General features: G+C 52.7%; 18 protein-coding genes. 11 read left to right on the forward strand and 7 right to left on the reverse strand.

From position 1 onward, the window contains the following. Positions 1-45: 45 nt before the first annotated feature. Positions 46-1,227: an ABC transporter substrate-binding protein gene (locus CJO09_RS05945; protein WP_119441550.1), complete on the reverse strand. Its 1,182-nt coding sequence runs from the start codon at positions 1,225-1,227 to the stop codon at positions 46-48. A gap of 208 nt (positions 1,228-1,435) precedes the next feature. Between CJO09_RS05945 and CJO09_RS05950 the strand changes: the two genes are divergently transcribed. Together CJO09_RS05950 and CJO09_RS05955 are read left to right on the forward strand one after the other, a co-directional pair. Then, positions 1,436-2,188: a GntR family transcriptional regulator gene (locus tag CJO09_RS05950; protein WP_119441551.1), complete on the forward strand. Its 753-nt coding sequence runs from the start codon at positions 1,436-1,438 to the stop codon at positions 2,186-2,188. Between the two features lie 182 nt (positions 2,189-2,370). Then, complete coding sequence (locus tag CJO09_RS05955) at positions 2,371-3,099, forward strand: MgtC/SapB family protein (RefSeq protein ID WP_114419400.1); 729 nt, start codon at positions 2,371-2,373, stop codon at positions 3,097-3,099. Here the strand turns inward: CJO09_RS05955 and CJO09_RS05960 are convergent. Next, complete coding sequence (locus CJO09_RS05960; protein WP_119441552.1) at positions 3,096-3,959, reverse strand: MOSC domain-containing protein; 864 nt, start codon at positions 3,957-3,959, stop codon at positions 3,096-3,098. The two genes, CJO09_RS05955 and CJO09_RS05960, sit on opposite strands and share 4 nt — an antisense overlap. Before the next feature lie 181 nt (positions 3,960-4,140). Between CJO09_RS05960 and CJO09_RS05965 the strand changes: the two genes are divergently transcribed. Then, the gene (locus CJO09_RS05965) at positions 4,141-4,596 is read left to right on the forward strand and encodes a fasciclin domain-containing protein (protein ID WP_119441553.1); all 456 of its coding nucleotides are present in this window, start codon (positions 4,141-4,143) and stop codon (positions 4,594-4,596) included. 96 nt (positions 4,597-4,692) lie between these two features. On the opposite strand, the gene CJO09_RS05970 is transcribed toward CJO09_RS05965, so the two are convergent. Then, a complete protein-coding gene (locus CJO09_RS05970; RefSeq protein WP_114419397.1) occupies positions 4,693-5,715 on the reverse strand; it encodes a uroporphyrinogen decarboxylase family protein in 1,023 nt (340 codons plus the stop codon). Positions 5,716-5,853: 138 nt separating this feature from the next. Between CJO09_RS05970 and CJO09_RS05975 the strand changes: the two genes are divergently transcribed. From CJO09_RS05975 to CJO09_RS05995, 5 genes are all read left to right on the forward strand, one after another. Further along, a complete protein-coding gene (locus tag CJO09_RS05975) occupies positions 5,854-7,503 on the forward strand; it encodes an amidohydrolase (protein ID WP_119441554.1) in 1,650 nt (549 codons plus the stop codon). Between the two features lie 130 nt (positions 7,504-7,633). After that, entirely contained in the window at positions 7,634-8,614 is a 981-nt protein-coding gene (gene dctP / locus CJO09_RS05980; RefSeq protein WP_119441555.1) for a TRAP transporter substrate-binding protein DctP, read from the forward strand. Further along, positions 8,611-9,159, forward strand: a complete 549-nt coding sequence (locus CJO09_RS05985) for a TRAP transporter small permease (protein ID WP_119441556.1) — start codon at positions 8,611-8,613, stop codon at positions 9,157-9,159. The genes dctP and CJO09_RS05985 overlap by 4 nt, the downstream gene beginning before the upstream one ends. Beyond that, positions 9,159-10,466 carry a TRAP transporter large permease gene (locus CJO09_RS05990; protein ID WP_119441557.1) on the forward strand — a complete coding sequence of 436 codons (1,308 nt, stop codon included), beginning with the start codon at positions 9,159-9,161 and terminating at the stop codon, positions 10,464-10,466. The genes CJO09_RS05985 and CJO09_RS05990 overlap by 1 nt, the downstream gene beginning before the upstream one ends. A 38-nt stretch (positions 10,467-10,504) precedes the next feature. After that, positions 10,505-11,284, forward strand: a complete 780-nt coding sequence (locus CJO09_RS05995; RefSeq protein ID WP_119441558.1) for an SDR family oxidoreductase — start codon at positions 10,505-10,507, stop codon at positions 11,282-11,284. Positions 11,285-11,339: 55 nt separating this feature from the next. Here CJO09_RS05995 and CJO09_RS06000 read toward each other — a convergent pair whose 3' ends face one another. Then, on the reverse strand, positions 11,340-12,299 hold the full coding sequence (locus tag CJO09_RS06000; protein ID WP_119441559.1) for an alpha/beta hydrolase: 960 nt from the start codon (positions 12,297-12,299) through the stop codon (positions 11,340-11,342). Positions 12,300-12,541: 242 nt separating this feature from the next. On the opposite strand from CJO09_RS06000, the gene CJO09_RS06005 reads away from it, so the two are divergent. The 3 genes from CJO09_RS06005 (at position 12,542) to CJO09_RS06015 (ending at position 14,197) form a co-directional block, all read left to right on the forward strand. Next, entirely contained in the window at positions 12,542-12,784 is a 243-nt protein-coding gene (locus CJO09_RS06005; protein ID WP_114419390.1) for a hypothetical protein, read from the forward strand. Then, a complete protein-coding gene (locus CJO09_RS06010) occupies positions 12,784-13,167 on the forward strand; it encodes an EF-hand domain-containing protein (RefSeq protein ID WP_119441560.1) in 384 nt (127 codons plus the stop codon). The genes CJO09_RS06005 and CJO09_RS06010 overlap by 1 nt, the downstream gene beginning before the upstream one ends. A 70-nt stretch (positions 13,168-13,237) precedes the next feature. After that, positions 13,238-14,197, forward strand: coding sequence for a bile acid:sodium symporter family protein (locus CJO09_RS06015; RefSeq protein ID WP_119441561.1), 960 nt, complete (start codon positions 13,238-13,240; stop codon positions 14,195-14,197). Between the two features lie 5 nt (positions 14,198-14,202). Here CJO09_RS06015 and argE read toward each other — a convergent pair whose 3' ends face one another. From argE to CJO09_RS06030, 3 genes are read right to left on the reverse strand one after another with little or no spacing between them, the layout of a single operon-like run. Then, positions 14,203-15,363, reverse strand: coding sequence for an acetylornithine deacetylase (gene argE / locus CJO09_RS06020; protein WP_119441562.1), 1,161 nt, complete (start codon positions 15,361-15,363; stop codon positions 14,203-14,205). Continuing rightward, positions 15,356-16,033, reverse strand: a complete 678-nt coding sequence (locus tag CJO09_RS06025; protein ID WP_119441563.1) for a DUF1028 domain-containing protein — start codon at positions 16,031-16,033, stop codon at positions 15,356-15,358. Before CJO09_RS06025 ends, argE begins: the two co-directional genes overlap by 8 nt. A 13-nt stretch (positions 16,034-16,046) precedes the next feature. Further along, entirely contained in the window at positions 16,047-16,478 is a 432-nt protein-coding gene (locus CJO09_RS06030) for a RidA family protein (protein WP_119441564.1), read from the reverse strand. Between the last annotated feature and the right edge of the window lie 29 nt (positions 16,479-16,507).

Consider the following 16,507-nt stretch of genomic DNA (forward strand, 5'->3'; position numbering starts at 1 on the left):
GTTACCTCACACCGTTTCATGATTCAAACATGGCTATTCGTAGAATCAATCACCGAGCGTCAAACCATGATCGGGTTGGGCTTCGTAAACTTTGAACTCGCGATTTATCAACATGTCATTAGAATCTCGTTCCACACGGCGCATATACACATTTTGAATAATGTCACGGGTTTTTGAGTCGATAGTGACAGGACCTCGTGGACTTTCCCACGACAACCCTTTCACCGCATTGACAGCCTCAGAACCATTAGCTTGACCGTTCGTGGCTTCAATCATCTTATAAAGCACATGCGTACCATCAAACGCAGAGACAGTCGCTGGGTTCGCTATTGCATCTGGATCAACTTTTTTCAACGCTTTTTTGAATGCATCATTCTCTTTAGTCTCGTGAGCTCCAGAATAAAAATATGCCGTTTCCAAACCGATGGCACCATCACCCAATGCCTGAAGGTCACTTTCCTGTGTTTCTGCCGTACCCAGAAACTTGATACCTTCGTCTTTCAACTTGTTATCGTTATAAGCCTTTACAAACCCGAAAGTGGGTGGACCAAAGGGCAAGAAAGTAAATAAAGCATCCGGTTTGATTGATCTTATTTTCTGCAAAAAAGGTCCAAAATCGGTTGTGTTGAGCGGCATCCTGATTTGCTCTATCACCTTACCACCACCGCCTTCCAATGTTTTCGTAAACGCTTTTTCTGCATCGATGCCAGGACCATAATCAGAAACAATCGTCACGACGGTTTTAACGCCTTGGTCGAGTGCGTACTGCGCAACCGGTACCGTAACCTGAGGCAATGTATTTGATGTGCGAACGAAATAATCGGACTTTGAAACTACTACCGATGTGGACGCATTGAAAATCACCAATGGAATTTCGGCGCTTTGGGACAATGGTGCAATTGCAAGGGCATTTGGAGTAAATACAACCCCTGCCAGGTATTGAACCTTGTCCTTGACAACCAATTCCTGTGCCAAGCTTCGAGCTTTTTGTGGATCAGGGCCAGCTAGATCTCGATAGATAAACTCAACCTCATTACCCCCCGCCTTTGTACCGTGCATCTCGACATAGGCCTCAATACCTTGTTTAAACGGAGTGCCAAACGCACCGGCAAAAGGCCCCGAAAAAGGCCCGATAACCCCGACCTTCACCACCTCTGCACCAGCAGTCGTCAAACTTAACGCGAAAGCTGCAGCCGCAAAAACTACTCTTCCAATTTTTTTGATCATGATGTCTCCACTCTTATTAAAATAAAAAATGTATGCGCCTGAATTATGAATGTATACATATATCTTTAAAAACTAGTATTAACCCTTAAATTAAATAAGTTTTTTTGTATTTTATGTATACATATAGAATGCAATATGAAAATGCACTTGTGTTAAAACTTGCAAGTCCGAAATACTTAAAGACCGCCATGACGCAAAAGGGGCCGATATGCAAAAAAGTTCTCGCCAATCACAAACTCTGAAAGCCGTATTGGGGTTGCGAGGCTTAATTGTCGACGGTGTAATGCGTGCAGGGGAGCGCGTCTCTGAAACGTTTCTCGCAAGAGAGTTCGGTGTTTCGCGAACACCGGCGCGCATGGCCTTAATGCAACTAAAGGAAGAAGGGCTTATTGAACCGCTTTCATCCGGCGGGTTTGTAGTTAGCGGCTTTTCAATGCGTGACGTTTCCGAAACAATCGAAATACGTGGCACCTTGGAAGGATTGGCCGCAAGATATGCGGCCGAACGAGGCGTTAGTTTGGAAATTCTTGACGCACTGGACGACTGCGTCAAAAAACTGGACACTGTCGTGAGCACACTTGAACGAGCCGAAGATCTTGATGCTTATGTCGAACTCAACGACAGATTCCACGAGCTATTAGTCGATGCATCGCAAAGCACCATGCTCAAACGCTCCTTAGAACGCGTACTTACTTTACCGTTTGCTGCACCGAACGCTTTCGTTAAATCATCACAAACAGACTTCCCCGGAATCAAAGCCATCTTGCAACATTCGAATGAACAGCACAGAGCAGTTGCTGAAGCCATTCGCGCCCGCGAAGGAACCCGCGCCCAATTCATGTCTGTAGAACACTCTCGCTCTGCATGGAAATATTTGCGTCTCGCGTTGGCAGGCCAAGCAACTTGGGAAATGTCGGAACTAAGCCTAGTTCAAGGTTTTGGCAAAAAAATCAAAGGGTAATTACCAACTAACCCCGCTTTTGCAGGAACTTGCCCAGATCCTGCTCCGCGACGCCCCAACAAGTCGCGTCAACACGTTCCATAGCGTATTCACGGTTCGCGGCGGCACCTGCATTTCGTCGGAGACCACATCAGTTAAACGCTGGTGCTTACAATAGAGGCAACTTGGTTTGAAGTCCTATTATGCAAGCATTTGCCTATTTCGAGACAACCCCTTTTCTTGATTCCCTGGTCAGCCTTGTTGCCGCCTTTATCCTGGGCGGGGCAATTGGCCTTGAGCGACAATTTCGCCTTCGTACAGCAGGCTTAAGAACCAATGTCCTGGTGGCAGTGGGGGCGGCGCTTTTTGTTGACACGGCCATGCGCTTTCATCAGATTCACGGCGGATCTCCAGGCACCTTGCAAGTGCTGGCGTATGTGGTGTCCGGCGTCGGCTTTCTTGGTGCCGGGGTCATTATGCGCGAACAAGGGAATGTCCGCGGCATTAACACGGCGGCAACTCTTTGGGGATCAGCGGCAGTGGGATGCGCGGCAGGTGCCGATCTTTTACCCGAGGCCATACTGGGCGCACTGTTTGTTTTGGCTGCAAACACACTATTGCGCCCTGCCGTAAACCGCATCAACCGACGGCCGTTGCATCCAGACGAGGTGGAGGTGACCTACTCAATTCACGTCATTACACATGAAGAACAAAGTGATGCCGTGTTATCGGCCCTGGAAAAAGCACTGGGCACAGTGGGCCTGCCATTCCGTGACATGGAGATAAAAGCATTCGGTGAACAACGCACGGAAATTGAAACCAGTTTGCTTCCTGTGTCCCTGCAGGGAACGGAACTGGACACACTCATGGGAAAAATGAAGAAAACGCCCGGTGTTCAACAAGTATTCTGGCGGGCCAGCACCACCGTTTAAACTGGGTCGTCGCTGTATACCACCTGCCCGGTTTTCAATGTTTCACCCACGCCGCGCGTAATCACCGCGTTCATACCGAACGTCAGTGCTCCTTTCATGCGTGCATCGCGCCGGTAGTCGCGCAAAATATCATTTACCCGATTCGTCACCAGCCCGGTAAGCGGATCAATATCGGGAATTGCACACCGGGTGCAAGGCTTCACGAAACGCAATGCAACGTCCGGCGCAACTAACCCGGGCACCTTATCTTCCAGGTGAGCCGGCCAGTCACTCACCACAATGTTGGGACGAAACCGGGACACACCAACCGTCGCGCGCCCTGCCTCGCTCATGCGGCAGTTCAAGTGCGCAATGGCGGCAGCACTTAACACTAACAGCGGAAAGCCGTCGGCAAAGTACGTGGACGTCTCGTTATTTCGCGTCCACTCAGGGTCGCAAATACGACGTTCACGCTTATCGAAGCGCACCAAACGACAAGCTGTTCCAAGAAAATCACTCAACCACTCGGCCGCCTCGTCGCCCATGTCTGAAGCCGACATCGAATCACGCCAGACTTTCACCATTAAGGGATCAGGGCTGCCCGGCGCAATGAGCGTAAAGTCATTCATTCCCGGTGCCGACAGCGTTAAACCATCAACACCGTCCACCTTGTGCAGGCGCGGCTGGATCAACGCCATGCGTGGGTGAGTCCGTTGCGTAAGGAAGTGACCATTTGTATCCACCACCATCCATTCCCTATCGAACGCCAACCCGGTCGACCGCACCGCGGTATGGCTTAGTTTCAGGCCGGCGCACGACTTAACGGGGTAAATATATAAAGCCGAAATAGTGCCTTGAATAGGTTCGCTCACGTTGGACATGGATACGTTTCCTTAAAAATTTCTTACTTATTGAACCTATTTTGAACCGTTTTATTTAAACTAAAACGATTCAAAACATGGACAAAAAGGGGAAATAAACCTAAATTATGAACCATACCCAGTACAAGTGCGCTGGGTTGGTTAGTTCAACACTTGGTTTAGTTCACCAAAGGAGTTAATGATGAAACGCTTTTTAATGGGAATGTCTCTTGCTTTCGCCGTTGGCACGGCCTCCGCCGCCGACATCGTGGATACCGCAAAATCAGCCGGCTCTTTCAACACGCTGGTTACCGCTGTTGAAGCCGCGGGTTTGGTTGAAACACTGAAAGGGCCGGGTCCGTTCACCGTCTTCGCTCCAACCGATGACGCTTTTGCCAAAATTCCGAAAGACAAACTGGACGCGCTAATTGCAGACAAAGCAGCGTTAACCGGTGTGCTTACCTACCATGTGGTACCCGGCAAAGTAATGGCCGCCAACGTTAAACCCGGTGAAGTCAAAACCGTTCAAGGCAGCCCGCTCACAGTGAGTGTGAAAAACGGCAAGGTGATGGTGGACAACGCAACCGTTGTACAAACCGACATCCAAACCGACAACGGTGTCATTCACGTTATTGATACGGTCGTGATGCCCATGTAAATTTCGTCAACCGTGCTGTTTCGCCTAACGCAGCACGGCCGGCGAAAACCAGAAAGGCCCGGTTTATAAGACCGGGCCTTTCTTCTTTTGCGTTAATCAGGCATATTCCTTGCGCAAAATTTCAGCCGCTTTAACCATAGCCTGCAACTTGCCATCGGCTACTTCACGAGGCAGATACTTCATGCCGCAATCGGGCGCCAAAATAACCTGCTCGGGCTTGATATGCTTGAGCGCTTTGCGAACACGCTCAGCCACCAATTCGGGCGTTTCCACCGTCATATCGCTTAAGTCGAGGCAGCCCACCATAATTTGCTTGTTGCCCAACGTTTCCAGCACCGTGCAATCCAGATTCGACTGCGCGGTTTCCACGGAAACCTGATTGCAAGAGCACTGATTCAATTCCGGCAGAAAATCGTACCCGCTTGGGCGCGCATGAATTACCGCAGCGTAACCAAAGCAAATATGCACAGCGGTTTGGCCCTGCACACCTTCCAACGCGCGATTCAACGCCTCAACACCATACTCGCGGGCTTTTTCAGGACGAGCCTGCATGTAAGGCTCGTCGACCTGAACAATGTCTGCCCCGTTGGCAAACAAGTCTTTGATTTCCTCATTCAGCGCGGCGGCATAATCCATAGCCGCTTCTTTTTCCGACGCATAGAAATCGTTTTGTGCCTGCTGCAACATGGTGAACGGCCCGGGCACCGTAATTTTTACTTTACGATCAGTGTTCTTTTTAAGGAATAACAGATCTTCAACTTCTATCGGCTTGATGCGTCGGATTTTGCCCACAATGCGCGGGACCGGATTCGGGTGTCCCGAGCGATCCAGCGCAGTACCGGGGTTGTCGATATCGACGCCATCCAGCGCTGTAGCGATACGGTTTGAATAGCTCTCACGGCGAATTTCACCGTCGGTAATGATGTCCAGCCCGGCACGCTCTTGTGCCCGAATGGCGACAATGGTGGCGTCTTCCATGGCTTCGTGCAGATAAGCCTCGGGAATGCGCCAAAGCTCTTTGGCACGCACACGCGGCGGAAAGCGACCAGCCAGTTTTTCACGATCAATCAGCCAATCCGGCTGCGGATAACTACCAACAATAGTGGTGGGGAATAGCATGCTGTCTCCTGTAGGAATCATGTCTACTAAATAATCAGTGGTCTGATTTTCGCAGAAAACGCCAAAGATGTTTAGTCAGGTGAATTTACCGATAGAATCGAAACAAGCTGAAGCGCAAAACCAAACCATGGAGACATTATGCAAACGGGCCACACAATTGAATATCGCGGTCGCGCCAACACACAAGCCGGCATTGTGCGCGGTGACATCATCACCATGAACCCAGACCAGCCTCGTGTTGAGGCCATGGGTGTACAAGACGGACGCGTGGTTTGCGTAGGCACGTTTGCCGACGTTAAAAGCATGATGGGCGCCGACACCACGGTGCATCACTACCAAGAAGGCGTTGTGATCCCGGGTCTCATCGACTCCCACAATCACATGCTTTGGACAGGCATGCAGCAACAAAGTGTCGATCTCTCAGCCTGCCGGTCAATTGCCGAATTACTGGACACGCTGCGCGATTATCGCCGCGACAATCCTGACAAAGAATGGATAGTCAGTGGCGCAGGCTGGCACATTGAAGCGCTGCAGGAAAAGCGCTACCCCACTCGCCAGGAACTGGATTCCGTTGTGCCGGACCGCCCGGTTTACCTGCCACGCGTGGGACACTCCGCTTCGGTGAACTCGATTGCCCTGAAACTGGCCGGCATCACCGCCGCCACGCCCGACCCGGCAGGCGGCAAAATTCACCGCGACGAAACAGGCGAACCCAATGGGCTGTTAATGGAATTACCCGCCTTTAACCTGGTGGGTGACCTGCTCCCTCCCCCCTCACGCGACGACCGCATTCAAGCATTAAAAGACATTCAGAAGGCCTACCACGCAGCGGGCATTACCGGCGTGATTGAACCGGGCCTGTTTGCCGACGACATGTCAATCTATCAGGAGTTATGGCGCAAAGGCGAACTCTCTGTTCGCACTGTCGCCATGCCACAGGCGCAGGTCGACGCCGATCCCGAGGTGCTGATGGCCAGCTTGAAGTCCTGGAGCATGCGCACCGGCTTTGGCGATGAGTGGTTGAAATTGGGCGCCATTAAAGTGTATCTGGATGGCGGCGCTTCGCTGAACACCGCCCTCATGCGCGAACCGTATCCTGATGAGCGTTGCCAATGCGGCATTCAGGTCACTCATTCACACGTGTTTCACCGCATTGTCGACTTCTGCGCAGCATCAGGTTGGTCTTTAGGCGTTCACGCGGTGGGCGGAAAGGCAATTGATTTGGCATTGGAACTGTTCGACCAGGCGCATCAGAAAAACCCCATTGACGGACTTCGCTTCAGCCTGATTCACGCATACTTGTGGCCCACGCAAGAGAACATTGAAACAGCGCGCCGACTGGGTGTGGGCGTCGCAACCCAGGCTCCCATGCAGTATCAGTTCGCCCCTTTACTCACACGGCGATTCGGCCCCGATTTGGTGGGCAAAGCAACGCCACTCAAAGCCTGGCTCGACGGCGGCATTCGTGTCGGCGGCGGATCCGATTCGCCGATTGCCACTTACGCCCCGTTAACGGGCATTTGGCACGCTGTCACCCGCTATGTGGATGAGCTAGGCGTCGCTTTGGGAACCGATGAAGCGATCACCGTTGACCAGGCCCTCACCATGTACACCCGGGATGCCGCTTGGCTGGCGTTTTCAGAACACGAGCGGGGCATGCTGAAACCGGGCTACCTGGCCGACTGGGTCGCGCTGGCGGAGGACCCTTACAAAGTCGACCCCATGAAACTGCGCGATATAGAAGTGAAAGCAACCGCTGTTGGCGGCATTGTGGTGCACCAGGCGTAACAAGAGGCAAAAAGCGCGCCGCCCGGCCGACGCATGAATTCCGCAGTGCGGAACCTTTGCGTCGGTTTCTCCTTGACGCTCTGTACCCGCCTGCTTATCTTAGATAAACAAATAATCAAGGAGACAAATCATGCTGCATCGCTTGCTTGCAACGGCCCTCACCTCGGCCTGCCTACTTATCAGCGCCTCGGCCCACGCCAAAGACCTTACTTTGCTTTCGAGCTGGGACGACAACTACAACGCCGTCCCCGTTTTCGTCGGCCAATTCGTGGAAAAGCTGAAAGAAAAATCAAACGGCGATCTGAGCGTTCAGGTTCGAGGCCCTGAAACCGTTCCTCCCTTTGAGCAACTGCAACCCGTTGCCGGTGGGCTGTTCGACATGCTCTTCACCCACGGCGCCTACCACTTGGGTGAAACCGGCATGGCATTCGGACTGGACGCCGTTAAAGATGACCCCATCGCGCGACGCGAAAGCGGTATTTACGAGCTCATCGATAAACACTACCAAAGCCGTGGCTTGAAATTGATCGGGGTCTTTTCTTCCGCCTCGGGTTATCACTTCCTGCTACGCCAACCAATTGCGGAAGATGGCGCACTTAAAGGCCGCAAAATCCGCGCGTCGGCAACCTATCACGATATGGTGCAGGAATTGCAAGGTGCCGTGGTCACCCTTCCGCCTAGCGAAATTTACTCCAGCCTTGAACGGGGTGTGGTCGACGGCGCCGCCTGGCCAGTGTTTGGCGCAATGGAATACCGCTGGTATGAGGTTTCCGATTACATGACCCGCCCCACGTTCGGTGTCACTAACCAAGTCATGCTCATGAACCTCGATACCTGGAACGGGTTATCGAAACAGCAACAAGACACCATTATGGAAGTGGCGCGCGAGCTTGAGGTATCCGGTCGCCAGGTTTTCGCCGACCTTTGGGCCAAAGAAGATGCAGCCATGCAAGAGGCCGGTCTTGAAATTACCCAGTTCGGCCCAGACGTCGCGCCTAAAGTCGACGCCATGTTTGCTGAAGGTGTCTGGAAACAGGTTCGCAATCGCGCCGGTGCCGATGGCGAAGCCTTCCACAAGCTTGCTGTTGAAAAGGGTTTAACCAGTCAATGAGTGCCTCCGGCCCCTTTCGGCCAGTACGACACGCCTTGTGTCTGCTGGCCGCTTTTCAAGATGTCATTACGCGTATTACGTTTGTCGTTGCCGTTATCGCCTCGGCTTATCTAACGCTGGTCTTGGCCTGGGAGGTCATCGCCCGCTACGCGCTCAACAACCCCACCGGATGGGGGCCCGACACGGCGGCAATCAGCTTCGCTTTAATTACTTTCTGCGCGGCCCCTATGCTGGCCTGGAAAAGCGGGCACGCAAACATGAATATGGTGGTTAACGCATTACCCGAGCACATCGCTGTTTGGCTACAACGCTTTACCTGGCTATTGGCTTGTACTGTCTGCCTCATTGCCGCATGGTTTGGCTTTGCCGAACTTAAACGCGTTTTCGCCGGCAATGTGATGATGATTGCCGTTACGCCCATTCCAAAGTGGTGGCTCATGTTGGCCATTGTGTACGCCTTATCAAATATGGGCTTTTATTTCCTGCGCCACTTCCTGTGCACCTGGGCGGGCTCCTGCGAACAAAACAACACCGGGGCCACATAATGGAATGGTACGTGCTCATTTCTGCCGCCGTAGGCTTGATGCTCCTGCTGTTCGCCACAGGCTTGCCTATTTTTTTGTCGTTCCTGACACTGAACCTGCTGGGTCTGTATGCGTTAACTGGGAATTTCAAAGGCGTCTTGCTGGTGGTGAACTCGATGTACGACACCGGCACAAGCTTGTCTTTGGCGGCCATTCCGCTTTTTATTCTGCTCGGTGAAATACTTTTTCGTTCAAGCGCTGTCAATGTCATGTTCAACGCCGTCGACGCGGTGGTTGGCGCCGTAAAGTCACGCTTGTATATCGTCAGCGTGATTCTGTCCACTATTTTCGGGGCACTTTCGGGCTCTGCCATGGCCGTTGCCGCCATGATGGGTGCATCGTTGTTACCCGAAATGGAAAAACGCGGCTACCAGAAAAACATGTCGTTAGGCACGATATTGGGTGGCTCAAGCCTTGCACCCATCATTCCCCCAAGCGTCATGGCGGTCGTTCTGGGCATTTTGGCCGGCGTCTCCATTTCCGGGCTGCTGGTTGCCGGCGTTCTTCCGGGCCTTTTGCTGGCGCTGGTGTTCTTTATTTATATCGTGATTCGGGTCAAGCTCAACCCAAAACTGGCGCCCGCCGTTATCGAGTCGTCAAGCTTAAGTGCCCAAGAACGCATAAAGCTTTTACTTCGGGCTGTACCGTTCCTGGCAATTATCGCCACCATTTTGGTGCTGATTATTTCGGGTGTTGCGACTCCCACGGAGGCAGCCGCCATGGGCTGTGTCGTTGCCATGATCACCTGTTCGCTGTTTGCCTCGCTGCGCTGGCCGACACTGGTGCAAGCGCTGCGGTCTACTGCATGGACCACCGGCATGATCATGATCATTATGGTGTGCTCGGTCTCCTTTAGCCAGATTCTGAACATGAGCGGCGTGACAACCCACCTGGTGAACGCCGTCACCAGCCTGGAGTGGCACCCGGTACTGATGTTTATCATGCTGATGGCACTTGGGTTTGTGCTGTGCATGTTCATCGACCAGATCGCCGTCATGATTCTGCTGGTGCCACTTTACAAGCCCATTATTGCCGCCTTGGGATTCGACCCCTTATGGTTCTGGGCTATTTTCCTGGTGAACGTTTCAATCGGTAATGTCACGCCGCCTTTTGGCTATACACTCTTTGCCTTACAAGGCGCGGCAAAAGGCACTACGATTCAAGAACTTTACCGGGCATCCGTTCCCGTGATTCTGCTTTATCTGCTCGTTATTGTTGTGTTGGCGCTCGTACCCGATATTATTCTTTGGCTACCATCGCTAATGTGATTTTAAATTGTTAACTCATTGATATCTTGGATACAAATATGGACTTAGGCATTTCCGGCAAAAGCGCATTGGTACTGGGTGGCTCACAAGGTCTTGGATTCGCCTGCGCCCAGGCCCTGGCCGAGGCGGGGGTTAGCGTGGCCGTGAATGGTCGTGATGCAACGCGGGCGGAAAACGCCGCCGCGCAATTGGGGGTCGGCACCGTTGCCGTGCCGGGCGACATTTCCAGCCCGGAAAAGCGGCTTGCCATTTTCAATGCTGCACGCGACAAACTGGGCCGCATCGACATTCTGGTTACCAACGCGGGTGGGCCGCCGCCCGGGCCGGTGGAACAGCACTCACAGGAAACCTGGCACAAAGCACTGGAAGCCAATATGCTGGCCGCCCTTGATTTCACTGTAATGGCCCTGCCCAACATGAAGCAGGCGGGGTTCGGGCGAATCATAAACATTACTTCGTTTACCGTCCGTGAGCCTTATCCCAATATGGGGCTGGCAACCGGTGTACGCGCGGGCCTAACCGGCGCCATGGCCAGCCTGGCTCACGAAGTGGCGCCGCTGGGCATTACCGTGAACAACATCCTGCCCGGCTTAATGGATACCGGCGCATTGGAACGCGTGTACAAAGCCCAATCGGAACAGCAGAACATCTCGACCGATGAAGCAAAACGCCGCATGGCCGAATCGGTTCCCATGAAACGCCTTGGTCTGGCTGAAGATTTTGGCCCGGTATGCGCCTTTATGTGTTCCACACACGCAAGCTACATAACGGGCCAAAACATTACAGTAGACGGCGGGTTAGTGAAATCGTTGCTATAAGACTCAGAACCTTAACCCACATACAAAGAAGCCGGCAATTCAGCCGGCTTTTTCTTTACTTGGCTCCCGCCTGCTTCAGCGCTGCAGCAGAGACCAACCCGTATGGGTTGCCGAAATCATCCATGATTTCGAAATGGTTGTAGTGCTCGGCAAAAATGAGCTCCACAGGCTTACCCGCCTCTTTCATGGCTTTGGCGAAATCTTGCGTTTGGCGTTTGAACTCATCCGTTTCAAGGCCACCATATGCCAGAATAACCGGCGTGTTGATCTTGTCTAAATGACGCTGAGTACTCATAGCGTCTTCAAGCTCGTCGGTAAACGGAACATAAGACGACCGGGCCGACAAACGAACCGGTTTCAAATCGTACATGCCGGAAATAAGCGTGGCGCCCTTGATAACATCGGCGGGCACATCATATTTTGACCAGTCGGTTACCAGCAAAACGCCCCCTAAATGACCACCTGATGAATGGCCGGAAATATAGATGCGGTCTTTATCAATACCGAGCTTGTCGGCGTTCTTGTACATCCAGGCAATGGCGTTGCGCAGTTGTTCAGCCATACCGTCCAGACCAATATCTTGTACATAGCCGAAATCCAGTGCCGCGTAGCTGATGCCGTTATCCACAAACATTTGCGCCGGGAAGTGATATCCCGCTGCTTTCCCGGCACGCCATGCCCCACCATGAATGAAAACATGCAACGGCGCCTTCTCGTTCTCGGCCCGGAACAAATCGAACGTTTCAACTTCACTGTCGCCGTACGAAAGCTTTTCCGGATCACCCAAACGCTCACGCGCGGTTTCACTGCGCGCACCATAGCGCTGAAGAATTTGACGAATATTCGGCGCCCATTCGCCCTGGTTATAGTTCTTGTCCAGTTCAGCTTGGGTGTAATTCAAAAACACCTTTTCTCCTTGCGCGTCGGCCTTTGCTTTCGCTCCATGGTCATCTGCGTAGGCAGCCGACCCGAAACACAGCGCGGCACCCAGGCAGGCAATGGCAAATCTTTTCATTAGACGTCTCCAGATAAGAAATTCGGGAAATCAATCAATCCCGGCATCCTCAATTCAAAAATGAGCATGCTCAGTAAGATTACCTTAACATCGTTTGAGCAACTACCAACCTAGGCAAAACCCCGTGTTTCAAGTTTCTTGAACGATAATTTCTCGCGCTTTAACGCCCGCGATAACCCATTCACAATCACATCGTATCGTGACATAATCCAGCCGTTTACCGCACATATAAGAGAACCATCATGAGTAAATCGACATTGGCAATCGCTCTGCTTAGCCTGGGCGCGCTCACCGCCTGTCAAAGTCCGTCACAGGCCGGCCGGGGTGGAAACTCGGAATTCAACTGCATTGCCGGTACGGTTGGCGGTGCCATTATTGGCGGTTTAATAGGCAGCACTATCGGTGGCGGTCGCGGCAACACGCTTGCAACAGCGGCAGGCATCGGTGCTGGGGGATATCTTGGAAACCAGGCGGGGTGCCGATAATGAGAACATTCACCATTAAATCTATTTTGGCCGCAATGTTTGTGGTGGCCGGCGTGGCAACCGCAGGGCATGCAACAGCGCAAAATCAAACTCAGCAAAGCGGGCTCACACCCGAGCACTTTGCTCAACTCGATCGCGATGGCAGCGGCGGCGTCAGCAAAGCGGAATACGAGCAATTCATGCGCGAGTCCTACACAAAAATGGACGCCAACGGCGACAAGCGCCTCACCAAGAACGAAACGGCCAATGTCCTTACATCGGAACAGTTTGACAGCGTCGACGTCAACAAAGACGGTGTTGTCACTGAGGAAGAGTTTATGACTCAGGTAAGCCGAGACTTCGATCGCTACGATTACGACAAAGACGGCGTATTAACTCAGTAAAGACTACAAACGTTTTTATTCTTATATTACGGGTTGCGCAAACAGGCCACTTTGCCTTTCAATAGCGGTCATGAAACGCATCCCTTTTCTTCCCGACTCATACACTTTCTTGCTGGTCGGCACCGTTGTGCTGGCCAGCTACCTACCCGCAAGCGGCATGTTTGCCGTTGGCCTAAAGTACATTACCGTCGCGGCTATCGCGCTCTTGTTTTTTCTGCACGGCGCCAAATTACCACGGCAGGCGATCATCGACGGTGTAACGCACTGGCGTTTGCATGCACTGATTCTTAGTTGCACGTTTTTATTCTTTCCCGTCATGGGGTTTGTGCTGCGGCCACTACTGCAACCCATGATCAATCATGAACTCTATCTTGGTGTACTTTATTTGTGCATGCTGCCCGCCACAGTGCAGTCGGCCGTGGCCTTAACAAGTATCGCCGGTGGCAACGTTCCCGCATCGGTGTGCAGTGCCTCTTTTTCCACTTTGCTTGGTATTCTGATCACACCGTTTCTGGTGAACGGCTTGATCACTTCCACAATGGGGTCCGCTTCAACGTTTGATTCCATCGCTCAAATTTTCATGCAGCTGATGCTACCTTTTTTGGCCGGCCACTTGCTGCGCCCCTATTTCGACACACTGTTCAAGAGAACCGGGAAGCTCCTTTCGTTCGTGGATCGCGGCGCCATTTTGCTGGTAATTTACAGCGCGTTCAGCGCGGCAGTAGTTGGCGGCCTCTGGCAAAAAATATCTTGGGAAATGATTGCCGGCCTGTTGGTGATCAGCTTTATTCTTCTGATCTTGTCGATGATTTACGTGTACGGTTTGGCCATATGGTTTGGCTTTAACCGGGAAGATCGTATTACCGCGTTATTCGGCGGGGCGCAAAAAAGCCTGGCAACCGGTGTACCCATGTCGCAAGTGCTATTTAGCGCAGCAACCGCCGGCGTCATCGTATTGCCACTAATGTTATTTCACTTGCTGCAGCTCATTATCAGCTCAATGATTGCGCAAAAATTGAAGCGCCAATAAGTTGATTATTTGTTTTGCAACAAGTTTGCCAGCCGCGCCAACATGGCGTCGCAAGCGGCCAGCTGTTCAAGACTCACGAACTCATCGGGCTTATGCGCCTGGTCGATACTGCCCGGGCCACAAATAACGGTAGGAATACCCGCCTGGTTGAACAACCCGCCTTCGGTGCCAAAGGCCACCGTGCTGAACTGGGTTGACCCTGTAAGCGCGGCCACTAACTGTGCCACTTCACTTTCCGGTGGTGTCGCCAGGCCTGGATAATCGCTTAAATGATCGAACTGAATGTCGCTTTGCCCGCTTACCGCACGCATTTTCGGCAATAGGGTTTCCTGGGCATAGGTTTTCAGTTGATCCGGCACCACAGCAGCATCAAACCCGGGAATTGCGCGAATTTCGAAATCAAACTCACATTCGGCCGGCACAATATTCAATGCACGGCCGCCTTTAATGACCCCGGTCTGTACGGTTGAATAGGGCGGCTCGAACCGATGGTCGTGCAGTTCGGGTTGCGCCAACGCTTCGCCTATTTCCCCTAACTTGCCAATGAGCTTGGCAGCATATTCGATGGCATTCACACCCTGCGGTGAATAGGCGGAATGGCACGCCGCACCCTTCACACTACAACGCATGGCCAGCTTGCCTTTATGACCCAGCACCGGCTGCATCAACGTAGGCTCGCCCACTAAACATAATTGCGGCTTGTTGTTGCGTTTTTCCAGCTCGGCCAACATGGGGCGCACACCCAAACAGCCCACCTCTTCGTCGTAAGAAAAAACGAGATGAATGGGCTTTTTCAACGGCTTGACCAGAAAAGAAGGCACGGCGGCCAACACGCAAGCTATAAACCCTTTCATATCGGACGTACCGCGGCCATACAGACGCCCGTCATTTTCTGAAAGACTGAAAGGATCAACCGTCCAGTTCTGACCGTCTACCGGCACCACATCGGTGTGACCGGACAACGCAACGCCCCCCTGGTCCGGCGGGCCCACGGTGGCAAACAAGTTGGCCTTAGTGAGCTCGGCGTTATAGAACAACTCGCTTTCTACGCCCAGCCTGGAAAGATAGGCTTGAATAAACCGGATTAACTCAAGGTTGGAGTCGCGGCTTACCGTTGGAAAGCTGATTAATTGCTCAAGCATCGCACGGCTGGACACATTACTCATCGCCCGGCACCCCATAACTTGGCGCAACGGTTGGGTTAAGCGCCCGTGAAAGATAGTCTTGCATCTGCGGTTGGTAGGCTTTCCACAAACCCTGTAACTGGCCAATGGGATCTTCGTCGGCCCAGTCGACACGCAAGTCGGCAATCGGCCACGGCACGTTACCTACAATTTTCAACGCGGCGGAATGAACCGGCCCGGCTTCCCCGCCCGCATCCATGGCAGCCTGCATCGCCGCCAACAAACGGTCCGCCAATTCGCCCGACGTGTTCTCGAATGCGGGCACCATGGCGGCAATCACCGATTGGTCCGACAGCAAATTACCTGCTGCGACACATTGATTCCCCGCGACGGCGTTATAAATCCCCAGCGCTTCCTTGCCACTGAAAAACGCCGTGCGGCCCTGATTGTCCACAACGGTAACCTGGCGATAATCACGCCACTCATCTGTCTCCAGCGCCGCCTTCAACGCCGGTTCGGCCGACAGCCCTTTGGAAGCCAGTAAATCGAGAATCTGGTTACCTAGCGAAGGCAACGTGACATTCTGGGAGGACACGGCACCAACCCCCGAGCGCGCCCAGGGGCAACGTGCCCCTACCGCAATACTGGACGAACTGATGGCAATACCAAATTGGTTGGTTTTCTCGCAACGACCCACAATCGAGAATGTCATAAAAGCCTCCTTATTACGCCTGCTGGGGTTTCCAATCGTCCGGAATGACAGCAATCACATCGATTTCCATCAACCATTCCGGCTGACCCAGGGCGCTGACTACCAAACCGGTTGAAATGGGGAAAACCCCTTTCAGCCATTTACCGACCTCTTGATAAACCGGTTCACGAAAACGCGGATCGGTTAAATAAGTGGTTGTTTTAACGATATGCGTCATATCGCTACCGGCCTCTTCCAGCAATTGCTTTACGTTCTTCATGGCCTGTTCGGCCTGAGCGCGGGGATCACCCAGCCCCACCAATTTGCCGTCGAAGTCGGTTCCGACCTGACCACGAACATACACCGTGTTGCCGGCCCGCACGGCCTGGCAAAGATCATTATCCAACGCTTGGTTAGGATACGTATCCTTGGTGTTGAACATCCGAATGCGCGTATGAGTTGGCATCACGCCCTCCTGTTATCTTCTCACGCTAT

This window comes from Neopusillimonas maritima, from assembly GCF_003576595.1.
Taxonomy (GTDB): domain Bacteria; phylum Pseudomonadota; class Gammaproteobacteria; order Burkholderiales; family Burkholderiaceae_B; genus Neopusillimonas; species Neopusillimonas maritima.